15 protein-coding genes are annotated in these 12,659 nt (G+C 62.4%); 9 read left to right on the top strand and 6 right to left on the bottom strand.

What is annotated here, in order from left to right; translation table 11 throughout:
• Positions 1-10 precede the first annotated feature (10 nt).
• On the bottom strand, positions 11-415 hold the full coding sequence (locus NLY33_RS04865; RefSeq protein WP_084013651.1) for a DUF805 domain-containing protein: 405 nt from the start codon (positions 413-415) through the stop codon (positions 11-13).
• Complete coding sequence (dapD, locus tag NLY33_RS04860; protein ID WP_023673222.1) at positions 412-1,266, bottom strand: 2,3,4,5-tetrahydropyridine-2,6-dicarboxylate N-succinyltransferase; 855 nt, start codon at positions 1,264-1,266, stop codon at positions 412-414. The genes NLY33_RS04865 and dapD overlap by 4 nt, the downstream gene beginning before the upstream one ends.
• A gap of 148 nt (positions 1,267-1,414) precedes the next feature.
• Between dapD and NLY33_RS04855 the strand changes: the two genes are divergently transcribed.
• Positions 1,415-2,260 (top strand): LOG family protein, encoded by an 846-nt coding sequence (locus NLY33_RS04855; protein WP_023707748.1) that lies wholly within the window; start codon positions 1,415-1,417, stop codon positions 2,258-2,260.
• A gap of 80 nt (positions 2,261-2,340) precedes the next feature.
• Here NLY33_RS04855 and NLY33_RS04850 read toward each other — a convergent pair whose 3' ends face one another.
• Positions 2,341-3,060, bottom strand: a complete 720-nt coding sequence (locus NLY33_RS04850) for a pyrimidine 5'-nucleotidase (protein WP_023687469.1) — start codon at positions 3,058-3,060, stop codon at positions 2,341-2,343.
• A gap of 176 nt (positions 3,061-3,236) precedes the next feature.
• Here NLY33_RS04850 and NLY33_RS04845 point away from each other — a divergent pair, with 176 nt between their 5' ends.
• From NLY33_RS04845 to NLY33_RS04835, 3 genes are all read left to right on the top strand, one after another.
• Positions 3,237-3,998 (top strand): GGDEF domain-containing protein, encoded by a 762-nt coding sequence (locus tag NLY33_RS04845; protein ID WP_023681345.1) that lies wholly within the window; start codon positions 3,237-3,239, stop codon positions 3,996-3,998.
• 178 nt (positions 3,999-4,176) lie between these two features.
• Positions 4,177-4,347, top strand: coding sequence for a hypothetical protein (locus NLY33_RS04840; RefSeq protein WP_023687468.1), 171 nt, complete (start codon positions 4,177-4,179; stop codon positions 4,345-4,347).
• On the top strand, positions 4,344-5,783 hold the full coding sequence (locus NLY33_RS04835; RefSeq protein ID WP_023707749.1) for a GMC oxidoreductase: 1,440 nt from the start codon (positions 4,344-4,346) through the stop codon (positions 5,781-5,783). Before NLY33_RS04840 ends, NLY33_RS04835 begins: the two co-directional genes overlap by 4 nt.
• Before the next feature lie 193 nt (positions 5,784-5,976).
• Here NLY33_RS04835 and phhA read toward each other — a convergent pair whose 3' ends face one another.
• On the bottom strand, positions 5,977-6,813 hold the full coding sequence (gene phhA, locus NLY33_RS04830) for a phenylalanine 4-monooxygenase (RefSeq protein WP_023687466.1): 837 nt from the start codon (positions 6,811-6,813) through the stop codon (positions 5,977-5,979).
• Between the two features lie 139 nt (positions 6,814-6,952).
• Between phhA and NLY33_RS04825 the strand changes: the two genes are divergently transcribed.
• The 3 genes from NLY33_RS04825 (at position 6,953) to NLY33_RS04815 (ending at position 9,599) form a co-directional block, all read left to right on the top strand.
• Positions 6,953-7,429: an Lrp/AsnC family transcriptional regulator gene (locus NLY33_RS04825; protein WP_023687465.1), complete on the top strand. Its 477-nt coding sequence runs from the start codon at positions 6,953-6,955 to the stop codon at positions 7,427-7,429.
• A 111-nt stretch (positions 7,430-7,540) separates the two neighbouring features.
• Positions 7,541-9,088, top strand: a complete 1,548-nt coding sequence (gene bchE, locus NLY33_RS04820) for a magnesium-protoporphyrin IX monomethyl ester anaerobic oxidative cyclase (RefSeq protein ID WP_023703792.1) — start codon at positions 7,541-7,543, stop codon at positions 9,086-9,088.
• A gap of 112 nt (positions 9,089-9,200) precedes the next feature.
• Positions 9,201-9,599 (top strand): RidA family protein, encoded by a 399-nt coding sequence (locus NLY33_RS04815; RefSeq protein ID WP_023687463.1) that lies wholly within the window; start codon positions 9,201-9,203, stop codon positions 9,597-9,599.
• Between the two features lie 42 nt (positions 9,600-9,641).
• Here NLY33_RS04815 and argB read toward each other — a convergent pair whose 3' ends face one another.
• Together argB and NLY33_RS04805 are read right to left on the bottom strand one after the other, a co-directional pair.
• Positions 9,642-10,535, bottom strand: a complete 894-nt coding sequence (gene argB, locus NLY33_RS04810; protein WP_013528489.1) for an acetylglutamate kinase — start codon at positions 10,533-10,535, stop codon at positions 9,642-9,644.
• A 77-nt stretch (positions 10,536-10,612) separates the two neighbouring features.
• Entirely contained in the window at positions 10,613-10,954 is a 342-nt protein-coding gene (locus tag NLY33_RS04805) for an amidase family protein (RefSeq protein ID WP_023707751.1), read from the bottom strand.
• A gap of 301 nt (positions 10,955-11,255) precedes the next feature.
• Between NLY33_RS04805 and NLY33_RS04800 the strand changes: the two genes are divergently transcribed.
• Together NLY33_RS04800 and NLY33_RS04795 are read left to right on the top strand one after the other, a co-directional pair.
• Positions 11,256-11,795, top strand: a complete 540-nt coding sequence (locus NLY33_RS04800) for a sigma-70 family RNA polymerase sigma factor (protein ID WP_023673234.1) — start codon at positions 11,256-11,258, stop codon at positions 11,793-11,795.
• Positions 11,792-12,514, top strand: coding sequence for an anti-sigma factor (locus NLY33_RS04795; RefSeq protein WP_023703790.1), 723 nt, complete (start codon positions 11,792-11,794; stop codon positions 12,512-12,514). Before NLY33_RS04800 ends, NLY33_RS04795 begins: the two co-directional genes overlap by 4 nt.
• Positions 12,515-12,659: the final 145 nt, after the last annotated feature.

The raw sequence follows: 12,659 nt of genomic DNA, 5'->3' as shown, positions 1-12,659 counted from the left end.
CGGTCGGCGCTCATGGTTCAGCCGGCGCGTTGCTGCGTTTGCCGTAGCGGTTCGGACCGGGGTCACCGCGGAAACACGCTAGAACGATGAGAAGAATGGGGCCGATGACAAGAGAGATCAACGCGTAATAAGTCGGCTTGCCGAAATCATGAAACCGCTTTGCGGTTACCGCAAAGCTCGACCATGTCGAGATCAGCAAAACGACCCAGAACACAAGTGCCCAGTTCTGGCTGGTTGCGGTGCCGGGTTCCAGTCTCGACAACTGGTAGAGCGGGAAAAACTGTGCAAGCACCAGCAGCAGCCCGGCGAGCACGTAGGCACTTGGGCTGACGCGCCCTGAGAGGCTGAAGAAAAGCCAGGGAAGTGGTGGTGTGTTGGGCAATCTGGAGCGCTCTGGTTGCTCGGACAGGATCAATCACGCAGCAGTTCGTTGATCGAGGTTTTCGACCGGGTCTTGGCATCGACGCGCTTGACGATGACGGCGCAGTAGAGGCCAGGGCCCGGCTCGTTGTTCGGAAAGGCCTTGCCCGGCATCGAGCCGGCGACGACGACCGAATTAGGCGGCACCTCGCCATAAAACACTTCGCCGGTGGCGCGGTCGACGATCTTGGTCGACTGGCCGATGAACACACCCATTCCGAGCACCGAGCCTTCGCGCACGATGCAGCCCTCGACCACTTCGGAGCGCGCGCCGATGAAGCAATTGTCCTCGATGATGGTCGGGCCGGCCTGCATCGGCTCCAGCACCCCGCCGATGCCGACGCCGCCCGAGAGGTGCACATTCTTGCCGATCTGGGCGCAGGAGCCGACCGAGGCCCAGGTGTCGACCATGGTGCCGCTATCGACATAGGCGCCGACATTGACGAAGGACGGCATCAGCACCGCGCCCGGCGCGACATAGGCCGAGCGGCGCACGATCGAAGACGGCACGGCGCGGAAGCCTGCCTTCTCGAAATCGACCGCGCTCCAGCCGTCGAACTTCGACGCCACCTTGTCCCACCAGACTGCCTGGCCGGGGCCGCCCTTGATGATCTCCATCGGATAGAGCCGGAACGAGAGCAGCACCGCCTTCTTCAGCCATTGGTTGACATGCCATTTGCCATCGGCCTGGCGCTCGGCGACGCGCACGGTGCCACGGTCGAGCAGGTCAAGTGAGGACTGGATGGCGTCGCGCGTTTCGCCGCGGGTCGCGGTCGAAATCGTGTCGCGCTCCTCGAAGGCCTTCTCGATGGTCTTTTCGAGGCTGGCCAGATCAGGCTTCGACATGAATTCGCTCCGTTACCACGCTGTTAAGGCCGACGGCCTTAACCTTGTTTTGAAAGTCGCGCGGACCCTATGTTAAGGCGTATTGGGGGTCAATCGCGCGTGCGCCATGGAACGGCGCAAGTGAACTGTTGGGACGGGTAGAAAGCATATGACTCCTATGGAAAAGGCGGGATGGACGCCGCTGCCGCATTCGGACGAGGATCTGGAGCGCTCGAAAAGCGTTCCCGACACGCCGCAGACTCGCGCCGAAACCTACCGGCTGGCCTGGAACGATCCCGACTTCATGACGCGCCGGGAGTTGCGCGCTGTGCGCTTGCAGCTTGAGCTCTTGAAACCCGAAATGATCCTTGCCGAGCGCGGCATCCGCTCGACGGTCATCCTGTTCGGCGGCGCGCGTATTCCCGAGCCCGGCGGCGAGGCCTGGGCCGCCAAGAACGAGACGCAGAAGAAAAACCTCGAGGAAAACAGCAAATACTACGAGGAGGCGCGCAAATTCGCCCGCCTCTGCTCACAGCAATCGGCCACGTCCTACTACCGCGAATTCGTCGTCGTCACCGGTGGCGGCCCAGGCGTGATGGAGGCGGGAAATCGCGGCGCCGACGATGTCGGCGCGCCGTCGATCGGCCTCAACATCGTCCTGCCGCACGAGCAGGCGCCGAACGCCTATGTGACCCCGGAGCTGTGCTTCAACTTCCACTATTTCGCCATCCGCAAGATGCATTTCGTGATGCGCGCCAAGGCCGTCGCGGTGTTTCCGGGCGGCTTCGGCACCATGGACGAGTTCTTCGAGACGCTGACGCTGATCCAGACCGGCCGCATGGAACGCGTGCCGGTGATCCTGTTCGGCAAGGCGTTCTGGCAGCGCGCGATCGACCTCGATTTCCTGGCCGAACAAGGCACCATCACGCCCGGCGACCAGGATATCATCGACTTTGTCGACGCCGCCGACGAGGCCTGGGGGATCATCAGCCGCTTCTACAAGTTGGGGGAGTAGGGGAACCGGGAATTGAAGAACTGAAGAATTGAGGAAAAGGAGGTCCGGATCGGTCTCCCTTTCACCAGTTCTTCAATTCTTCAGCTCCTCAATTCCTCTACCCCCTCCACTATCCCCGTCAGAAACGTCGCGAGATCGTCGGTGACGAAATCGACGTCGTCCTCATTGGCCGGATCGCGTTCCCAGATCTCGGCAAAGGTCGGCTCGAAATTGCGCGGCACCACCAGCACCGTGGTCATGCCCAGTGATTTCGGCACCTCCAGGTTGCGGGCGAGATCCTCGAACATCACCGCATTGTGTCCGGTGACGGCGTGCAGTTCGGCAAACTTCTCATAGGTCTGCCGCGACGGCTTCGGCGTCAGCCCGGCGGCGACGATATCGAAAATGTCGTCGAAATGGTCGAGTATGCCGAGCTGGCGCGCGGTGCGCTCGGCGTGCCTGCGGTCGCCATTGGTGAAGATGAACTTGCGGCCGGGCAGCTGGCGGATGGCGGTGCCCAGCACCGGATCCGGCACCAGCCACGAATAGTCGATGTCGTGCACCTTTTCGAGAAAATCGTCGGGGTCGATGCCGTGGCGCGTCATCAGCCCGTTCAGCGTCGTGCCATATTCGAGATAGAGTTCCTTCTGCAGCTTGCGCGCTTCCTCGCGCGGTAGCGTGAGCAGTTCTCCGACATAGGCCGTCATCTTGACGTCGATCTGCGAAAACAGATTCGAATGGTGCGGATAAAGCGTGTTGTCGAGGTCGAACACCCAGTCGGTGACATGGGCGAAGCGGGCGGGATCGGGCAGCGTGGTCATGGCGTCCTTATGGCATGAAATATCTGCCGTTCGAACCCCTTTCTGATGTAGAGCTTATCCACAACCTATGTGCATCTAGAGTTGTAAAAAATGGGCTCACCATTCAAATTTTAGCCATCACGGAAAGGTGGCCTTCAGGGCTTGCTGGCACAGAGACGGTTCAGTGGGAGCCAGCGATGAGTCGCATAGTCTTAAAGTCCGCCGCGGTCGCATTCGGCTCGGTAGCCATCTCGCTTTTGCTGACGCTGATCATCGTTCCCGCCATGGGTTTTCCGGTCGACCGCACTGTCTGGCTGACATCGACGGTGTGCCCGCTGGCGCTCGCCTGGATCGCCTGCGCCAGCACCTTCTGGCAGAGCGACCGACTGAAAAACGCGCATCGCGATCTCGCCCGCGCGCATGCCCAGCTCGCCGCCGCGCATCGGCGCCTGTCGGCGAAGGCGAGCCGCGACGACATGACCGGCATGCTCAACCGCGAGAGCTTCTTTGCCGCGTTGGACGGCTCGCGGCGCAAATCCGATCGCGGCGCGCTGCTGATCATCGACGCCGACCATTTCAAGGCGATCAACGACAGTTTCGGCCATCTGACCGGCGATGACGCACTGGTGTTGATCGCCAGCGCCATCGAGCGCGGCGTCCGCAGCGGCGACGTGCTCGGCCGCATTGGCGGTGAGGAGTTCGGCGCCTTCCTGGTCGGCGCTACGGAAGCCGAAGCCCGGCGCGTGGCCGAGCGCATCCGCCGTGAAGTCGAGCTGGTCCGCTTTCGTCCGGTCGACGAGCGCACGGTGCCGCTGACCGTCTCGATCGGCGGCATCACCTGTGCGCAAGATGCCGATGTCTCGGACCTGATGCGCGCCGCCGACCGCCGGCTCTACGAGGCGAAGCACCGCGGCCGCAATTTGTCGATCCTAGACCGGGATATTTCCGAAGCTGCCTGAGGTGTTGGTGGTGGGGCTGTTAACGGATCGCCAACATTGTTTCCACGCAACTGCGCCGTTTACCGGGTTGTAACTCGTTTACAGGCAAGGCTTGGCACGGGAATGGCATGTCTGGCCGGTACGTGTGCCGTTCAGGGAACGCCATGCGTGGATCGAAGCCCCCATCCAGAGACGTGTCATGAGTTTCTTCATCAGGAAAATATCGCGCCGCACCATCGTGCAGGCGCTGATTGCGATGCCGGCGCTACAGCTTTTTCGCAAGCAGCCTGACAGCGACCGCCCCCCGTCCGATCCCGACGAGATCGTCGTGGTCAATGGCTGGATCCTGAAGCGGAGCGACCTGGCATGATCTTCGACAGCTATGAGGCGTTTCGAGCCTCGGATTTCAAGCCCAAGGTCTGCATTCTCGGCTCCGGGCCGGCCGGCACCACCATTGCCAGAAAGCTCGGCGCCGCCGGCATTCCGGTCGTGGTGCTGGAGGCCGGCGCACGCGAATTCAGCGACGAGTCGCAGGATTTCTACCGCGGCTCCACGGTCGGCGATCAATATTTCGATCTCGACATCACCCGGCTGCGCTTCATGGGCGGGTCGTCGAACCACTGGGCCGGCTGGTGCCGCGTGCTCGACAAGCAGGACTTTGAGCCCAAGGCATGGGCGCCGGACACCGGCTGGCCAATCGCCCGGACCGACATCGAGCCCTATCTGTCCGAGATGCACGACATACTCGAGCTTCCCGACTTCAAGCCCGATGTGCCGATTTCAGACGACATACGCTGGGTGCAGCTGATCAAGAGCCCGGCCGTGCGCTTTGGCGAGAAATTCTCCGACGAGCTCGACAAGAGCAAGAACATAGCGCTCGTGCTCAACACCTATGCCACCGAACTTGCCGGGGACGGCAAACGAGTGACCGGCGCCAGGCTGTGGTCGAACGGCAAGGATGCCGGCGCCTTCAGCGCCGATTGTTTCATCGTCTGCGCCGGCGGGCTGGAGAATTCGCGGCTGCTTCTATGGTCGAACCAGCGCTCGAATGGCGGCGTGGTGCCGAACGCCACGGCACTTGGCCGCTACTGGATGGAGCACCCGACCTTCGAGGGCGGCAATGCCATCCTGGCCGATTACAGGGAGTTCGAGGTTGATGCCGTCAACGAGGCGTTCTTCTCGCCGACGCTCGCCGCCATGGAGCGGCTGCAGATCATGAATTTCGGCATACGCCTGATCGAGACGCCCTATGCCGGCGTCAAGAGCCTGATTGCCGACCTCGCCTGCACCGCGCCCGAGGCCGCCGAATGGATCGCCTACCAGCTCAGCCAGAACCTGCGCTGCGCCGCCCAGCTCTACGTCGCCTGGGAACAGGCGCCGCTGGCCTCGAACCATATCGAATTGTCGAAGACCGATGTCGACCGTGCCGGCGTGCCGCGCATCGAGCTGCACTGGAAGAAGTCGCCGTTGGAGCGCCGCACCATCCTCGAGGGGCTCAAGCTGTTCGGAACGACGCTGATCGAGAAGGACCTCGGCCGCGTCCGCATCATGGACTGGCTGACCAATGGCGAGGACTACCCGACGGATGAGGAACTGGCCGGCCACCACCACATGGGCGGCACGCGCATGGGCACCGATATCACCAAGAGCGTGGTCGACGCCAACTGCAAGGTGCACGGCATGGACAATCTCTATGTCGGCGGCTCGTCGGTGTTCTGCACGTCGGGCGAATGCAACCCGACGACGACAATCACCGCACTTGCCTGCCGGCTAGGCGACCATCTGACCAAAGTAATCACGGTGTGACGAAGTCATCCACGGTGTGACGAAGTCATTACCGTCTGATGTCAAAAAAGCGAACGGCGCGACAGGATTGCTGCCGGCGCTACCCATGCCTTGGTGTCGAAACCCTCGGAAATCAGCGCCAACGAGATCTCCCTCCCCCTTGTGGGGAGGATTAAGGGTGGGGATAGGTGCCGCGCAAACCCTTCAGGATTTGCTAAACCGTCGCTGGATCCAGGGTCGGCTGCCCCTTGCGGCGGGCAACGATCGCCTTGAAATCGGCGGTCCGGAACGCATCGCGCAGCACGTCGAAGGACGGCAGCACGAAATAAGCGCGCTGGAACTTGTCGATCTCGTAACCGGTGCGCATTACCGTTTCGAGGTCGAAGGGCACGTGGTGCGCGTCCGGGCTCGCGACGGCGAACTGCAATTCGGTGAACGACGACATCAGCCCGGCGCCGAAAGCTTTCAGCTTCTGGCCCTCCTCCTGTATCAGCCCGTATTCGGCGGTGTACCAGTAGAGCCGGGTGATCATCTCGTCACCGCCCAGCGCAATCACGCTCTCAGCCTTTTCGCCATACATCTGCATGAAGTCGGCAAACACCGGCTGTGTCAGGATGGGCACATGGCCGAAGAAGTCGTGGAACATGTCGGGTTCGACGATGTAGTCGAGCTCGTCCTTGGTGCGCAGCCAGTTGGTCACCGGAAAGCGCCGGTTGGCGAGATGGTCGAAGAAGGGCGCGGCCGGGATGAGGCCAGGCACGGCGACGATTTCCCAGCCGGTCAGCTTGCGCAGCCTGTCTGAGACCGCGCCGAAATCCGGGATCTTGTCGAGCAGGCCGAGTGCGGCGACGCCATCGAGATAGGAATGGTGCGCCAGCTTCTGCGTCAGCTTGGTCTGCCGGTCGCACAGCGTGCGCCACACCGCCTGTTCGTCGGCGCTGTAATCATAGCCCTGCGCCACGGTGAAATCGGAACGGCACACTGAATAGTCGCCACGCAGGCCTTGCGCCGCGCAATCACGGGCATATTCGGCAACGCTCATCGTCGTCATGGTTCTTCTCCCCTGATCGTGACACTTGAATCTGTCCGCAGAGTCTAGCGGCGGCCGGCGAGGCAATTCAGCTTTGATGATGGCTTGGGTCCATGATTTGAGGTAAAAATCACCAAGCAGAAGCTGAAAGAGAGTGAAAATGCCTCAGTTCGACGATTTCGAGATCAAGATGCTGGATGTGCTTCAGCGCGATGGACGCAAGCCCGTGTCCGAACTGGCGCAGGAGATCGGCCTGTCGACGACGCCTTGCGCCCGCCGCTTCGAGGCGCTGCAGGAGGCCGGCATCATCAAGGGCTTTGCCGCCGTGCTCAACCGCCGCGCCGTCGGCCTGATGGTCGAGGTGTTCATCCAGGTGCGGCTCACCAGCCACAGCGACGGTTCGCCCGAAACCTTCATCGCCGCCGTGCAACGCATGGACGAAGTGTCGTCATGCTGGACGATGACCGGCGACCACGATTTCCTGCTGCACGTCATGGTGCCGTCGGTCGACGAACTCAACGCCTTCGTCATGCACCGCCTGATGCGCCTTGCCGGCGTGCGCGACGTTCACACCCAGCTGGTGCTGCAGAACATCAAGGGCCCGGGCCACGTGCCGCTCGCCCACCTCAGGCGGTAGGACACGCACCGCCATTTCTGCGGAAAAGCTGCACGCAAACTGCTGAACGGAGCCCAAATGCGAAACTGAAACGCCGGCTACGCCATGCGGACCGTCGCTCAAAGGTCCGTCATGAACATCGTGCTGATCAATCCGCCGCACACCGCCATCGGCAGCCGCGTGCCCGATGACCATCTGCCACCGCTCGGCCTGCTGGCACTGGGCGGCCCGCTTATCGACGCCGGCCATAAAGTCCGGCTGGTCGATGCCGAATTCGGGCCGATGCCGTTGGAAACTCTGGTGCGCGATGCGCTCAGCGGCCAGCCCGATTGCATCCTGATCGGCCACTCCGGCTCGACCTCGGCGCATCCCACCGCGCTCGCGATCGCCCGCATGGTCAAGGCGCTCGAGCCGGCGACGCTGGTGATCTATGGCGGCGTGTTCCCGACCTATCACTGGCGCGACATATTGGCGGCGAGCGATGTCTTCGACTTCATCGTGCGCGGCGAGGGCGAGGCAACCATCCTTGCCCTGGTCGTGGCACTGGACAATCGCCGGCCGCTGGGCGATGTCGCGGGTATCGCCTATCGCGACGATCTCGGCCGCCCCTTCGCGACGCGGCCGGCCGGGACCACTGCCAATCTGGACGAGTACCGCGTCGGCTGGGAGCTGATCGATCACCGCCGCTACAGCTATTGGGGCGGCAAGCGCGCCGTGGTCATGCAGTTTTCGCGGGGCTGTCCGCATCTGTGCAACTATTGCGGCCAGCGCGGTTTCTGGACCCGCTGGCGGCACCGCGACCCCAAAAAATTTGCGCAGGAGATTGCCTGGCTGCACCGCCAGCACGGCGTCGAACTGATCAACCTCGCCGACGAAAACCCGACCGTATCGAAGAAGGTTTGGCGCGCCTTTCTCGATGCGCTGATCGCCGAGAACGTGCCGGTGCTGATCGTCGGCTCGACCCGGGCCGACGACATCGTGCGCGATGCCGACATCCTGCACCTCTATCGCAAGGCCGGCGTCATCCGCTGGCTGCTCGGCATGGAAAACACCGACCAGCAGACGCTTCAACTGATCCGCAAGGGCGGCAGCACCTCATCCGACCGCGAGGCGATCCGGCTGCTCCGCCAGCATGGCATACTGTCCATGGCGACCTGGGTGGCGGGGTTCGAGGATGAGACCTTTCGCGATCTGTGGCGCGGCTTTCGCCAGCTGCTTGCCTACGACCCCGACCAGATCCAGGCGCTCTATGTCACGCCGCACCGCTGGACGCCGTTCTTCCGCATCGCCAAGGACCGCAAGGTGATCCAGACGGATGCCCGGCTGTGGGACTACAAGCACCAGGTGCTGCAGATGACCCGGCTGAAACCGTGGATGCTGTTCTTCTCGGTCAAGCTGATCGAGGTCGCGGTGCAGTCGCGGCCGAAGGCGCTGGCGCGCATTCTCTTCCACCCCGATCCCGAACAGCGCCATTCGATGCGCTGGTACACCCAAATGGGCCGCCGCGTGTGGTTCCGCGAGGTCTGGGGTTTCCTGGCCCGCGACCGCCGCCTCAAGGATGGTCCGACGCTGGCTGAGTTCTGGGGCGCGCCGCAGGATGCCGATGAGGAATCCATGGTCGTCATGCGCCCGCCGCTCAAGCCGGCCGAAGCGGCTGTCGCGATCTCGGCCGGCACCTGACCGGCTCGCTGCCATTCATAGATACGTACCGTATGCGTATTGACATACGCGGCGTATGTACCCACCTCATGCATACGGGACGTATGTGAGTGCCCCGGACAATGGAGTGAAAATGACCAAACGTGACGCGATCTTTCCTGCCGGCAGGCAGGCTCTCTACGAGATCAATCGCTATTCTGCTGCAATCCGATCGGGCGATCTTTTGTTTGTCTCGGGCCAGGTCGGCAGCCGCGAGGACGGGTCGCCCGAACCTGTCTTCGAAAAGCAGGTCCAGCTTGCCTTCGACAATCTCGCGGCAGTGCTGAAAGCAGCGGGCGCCACGTTCGACGATATAGTCGACGTGACCACCTTCCACACCGATCCGGCAACGCAATGGCCCGTGATCGATGCCGTTCGGCTGAAGGTGTTCGGTGAACCGCCCTACACCAATTGGACGGCGGTCGGCGTCAACTGGTTAGCCGGCTTCGACTTCGAGATAAAGGTCATCGCGCGCCTGCCCCAGCCTGCCTAAGGGCTGGCCAGCCGACCAACTGGCCGCCAAGCCAGTTGCCGATCAGGGCACGATTAGCGTGCCGGCGCCGTGTTCGGTGAACAGTTCCAGAAGCACCGCATGCGGCGTCTTGCCGTTGAGGATGACGACGCCTTCGACGCCGCGCTCGATCGCCTCGATGCAGGTCTCGACTTTGGGGATCATGCCGCCCGACACCGTGCCGTCCTTGATCAGCGCCTTGGCTTCGGCCACCGTCAGCTCGTCGATCAGCTTCTTGTTCTTGTCGAGCACGCCGGGCACGTCGGTCAGGAACAAAAGGCGCGTCGCCTGGCAGGCGCCGGCGATGGCGCCGGCGAAGGTGTCGGCATTGATGTTGTAGGTATGGCCATCGCGGCCGGGCGCCACCGGCGCCAGCACCGGGATCATTTCGGAGCGCGCCAGCAGGTCGAGCAGGGTGCGGTCGACTTCGACCGGTTCGCCGACGAAACCGAGATCGAGCACACGCTCGATGTTGGAATCCGGGTCGATCATGGTCTTGCGCGCCTTTTCGGCGAACACCATGTTGCCGTCCTTGCCGCACAGGCCGATCGCCCATTCGCCCTCGGCGTTGATCAGCGCGACGATCTCCTTGTTGATCGAACCGGCCAGCACCATCTCGACGATTTCGACCGTCTTCTGATCCGTGACGCGCAGTCCGCCTTCGAACTTGGATTCGATGCCCATCTTGGCCAGCATGGCGCCGATCTGCGGCCCGCCGCCATGGACGACGATCGGGTTGACGCCGGACTGCTTCAGCAGCGCGATGTCACGGGCGAAAGCCTTGCCGAGCTCGATATCGCCCATGGCATGACCGCCATATTTCACCACCACCGTCTTGTGCTCGTAGCGCTGCATATAGGGCAGGGCCCGCGAGAGCAGGGCGGCCTGCATTTCGGCGGTGGCGGTGATCTCCGTCATCGGCATGGTTCCCTGGATGTGGGTAAGGACGGCGGCGTCTTAGCGGGAATTGGCCCAGGCCGCAAACAGCTTTGCTATCACGATGATGAAATCTGCCGGATCAGGCCGGCACCTTGAGCGGCGCCCGCCGCGTCAGCCACCCGGAAACCTTCTCCATCTGCGCGGCAAGCGACAAAAGCGTCCTGCTCGTCGCCGGGGCGGCCGACGGCCTGGATGCCAAGCGGCAGGCCGGCATCGGTGACATGGACCGGCAGCGCGATCGACGGCTGGCCGCTGACATTCTGGATCGCCGGCCGGTGGGTGAACCACAGGCTCTTGTCCATCAATTGCCCAAACAGGGATCTGATCTCCAAGAGACGGGTCAGATGCAATTTGTCGAGCAGGTTTTCGAGGAGCTCGTCGGCCCCCTTCGGGCCCATGGCGCCTCAGGCAAGCGGCGGATGCACAATGATCGGGTTGCCTCGGCGCGCGCGCTCGCAGCATCGACAAGGTCCGGCGGCGAGATTCGCCTCTATGCACCAGCTCCGCCAAGCCGGTCGCATCGTTCTCCCACAGCATCCGTTCGGCCGACATTGCTGTTCCCCTTTCTGCGGGAGGCTAACGACAGCCGATTTCCTTGGCACCGACCGGCGATTACTGGCGATCGGGCGCGGACATCGTTTGCGTGGACAACAAGATTTCTGCCTTTGCAAATAAATTGTGATCGCTTAGCTTGTCCGTATGACGCCGCAGGATATCTCCACCCTGATTGTCCGGACCTCGATGAAGGATCGGACTGCGTTCGATCTGCTTTACCGGCAAACCAGTGCGAAACTTTTCGGCGTGTGCCTTCGTGTATTGAAGGATCGCGGAGATGCGGAAGAAGCGCTGCAAGAGGTCTTCGTCAAAGTGTGGACGAAGGCGGATCGTTTCGCTGTTTCTGATCTCAGCCCAATCTCCTGGCTGGTGGCCATAGCACGCAATCATGCGATTGATCGCATCCGGTCGCGACGCAAGCCTGCTGCCGATATCGATGCCGCGCTCGACGTGGCTGACCCCGGTCCGGGGCCAGAGGCTATGGTTGTTGCGGGCGGTGAATCCGAGCGCATCTATCAGTGCCTTGAAGAGTTGGAACAAGACCGGGCGCAAGCCGTTCGGGGTGCTTATTTGAACGGCGAAAGTTACGCCGAGCTCGCGGAACGTCACAAGGTTCCGCTCAACACGATGCGGACATGGCTGCGCCGCAGCCTGTTGAAACTTAGAGAATGTCTGGAAAGATGACCCTGGCAGAAGAAAATGGACCGGAACGTGGAGGCGACGACCTGCTCGCAGCCGAATACGTTCTCGGCGTGCTGCCGGCGGATGAGCGCCAGATAGCCTCCGGACGCATCGACGCGGAGACCGGCTTTGCCCGTCTCGTCGATTCCTGGGAAGTAAACCTCTCGCCGATGGCTGCCGCTTATGCTGAGGTAGAGCCGCCGGCCACCATCAAGCCGGCTATCGATCGCCGGCTGTTCTCCTCCACCGCGGCGTCGATGACGGCCCCGAGCGGCAGCCTGTGGTCCAGCCTTAGCTTCTGGCGCGGCCTCACCGCAGCGGCTCTCGCGGCCCTGGTGCTCTATGTCGCCGTGCCTTACGTCAGGTCGCCGGTCGTCGTGCCGCAGGAGCGCCTCGTCGCCTCGCTGGCTGCCGAAGGCAGCGATGTCAAATACCTTGTCGTCTACGACGCTTCCCGCCGCGATGTCGGCCTGTCGCTGGTTTCGGGCGAACGCGCCGCCGGCAAGGACTTCGAACTGTGGATGATCGAAGGCAAGAATGCTCCGGTCTCGATGGGCGTCATCCCCGCCGGCCAGGTCGCCCATATCCCGGTTACCCCGGCCGTGCAGCAGAAGCTGGCGCAAGGCGCCGTGCTTGCTGTCAGCGTCGAGCCGACGGGCGGTTCGACGACGGGACAGCCGACCGGACCGGTCGTTGCCGCGGGCGACCTGAAGGGCATCTGATAAATCGTAAGATCATGACGTGACAATGAAGACAGCGGAAGTACATCTTCCGCTGTTTTCGTTTTGGATACGCTGCTGGAGATTACGGATTCGATCTCCGGAGATAATTCGGCGACAAAATAAAGGATAAATTTTTCCCGGCGCG

It is taken from the genome of Mesorhizobium sp. C432A (assembly GCF_030323145.1).
Lineage (GTDB): Bacteria > Pseudomonadota > Alphaproteobacteria > Rhizobiales > Rhizobiaceae > Mesorhizobium.
Note: the sequence above shows the minus strand (reverse complement) of the source record. Positions and strands in the feature narration are given on the sequence as shown.

Excerpts from the sequence above, each read along its gene's own strand:
- dapD (WP_023673222.1), bottom strand. The coding sequence starts at position 1,266 with ATGTCGAAGCCTGATCTGGCCAGCCTCGAAAAGACCATCGAGAAGGCC.
- NLY33_RS04855 (WP_023707748.1), top strand. The coding sequence starts at position 1,415 with ATGACTCCTATGGAAAAGGCGGGATGGACGCCGCTGCCGCATTCGGAC.
- NLY33_RS04850 (WP_023687469.1), bottom strand. The coding sequence starts at position 3,060 with ATGACCACGCTGCCCGATCCCGCCCGCTTCGCCCATGTCACCGACTGG.
- NLY33_RS04845 (WP_023681345.1), top strand. The coding sequence starts at position 3,237 with ATGAGTCGCATAGTCTTAAAGTCCGCCGCGGTCGCATTCGGCTCGGTA.
- NLY33_RS04840 (WP_023687468.1), top strand. The coding sequence starts at position 4,177 with ATGAGTTTCTTCATCAGGAAAATATCGCGCCGCACCATCGTGCAGGCG.
- NLY33_RS04835 (WP_023707749.1), top strand. The coding sequence starts at position 4,344 with ATGATCTTCGACAGCTATGAGGCGTTTCGAGCCTCGGATTTCAAGCCC.
- phhA (WP_023687466.1), bottom strand. The coding sequence starts at position 6,813 with ATGACGACGATGAGCGTTGCCGAATATGCCCGTGATTGCGCGGCGCAA.
- NLY33_RS04825 (WP_023687465.1), top strand. The coding sequence starts at position 6,953 with ATGCCTCAGTTCGACGATTTCGAGATCAAGATGCTGGATGTGCTTCAG.
- bchE (WP_023703792.1), top strand. The coding sequence starts at position 7,541 with ATGAACATCGTGCTGATCAATCCGCCGCACACCGCCATCGGCAGCCGC.
- NLY33_RS04815 (WP_023687463.1), top strand. The coding sequence starts at position 9,201 with ATGACCAAACGTGACGCGATCTTTCCTGCCGGCAGGCAGGCTCTCTAC.
- argB (WP_013528489.1), bottom strand. The coding sequence starts at position 10,535 with ATGACGGAGATCACCGCCACCGCCGAAATGCAGGCCGCCCTGCTCTCG.
- NLY33_RS04805 (WP_023707751.1), bottom strand. The coding sequence starts at position 10,954 with ATGGGCCCGAAGGGGGCCGACGAGCTCCTCGAAAACCTGCTCGACAAA.
- NLY33_RS04800 (WP_023673234.1), top strand. The coding sequence starts at position 11,256 with ATGACGCCGCAGGATATCTCCACCCTGATTGTCCGGACCTCGATGAAG.
- NLY33_RS04795 (WP_023703790.1), top strand. The coding sequence starts at position 11,792 with ATGACCCTGGCAGAAGAAAATGGACCGGAACGTGGAGGCGACGACCTG.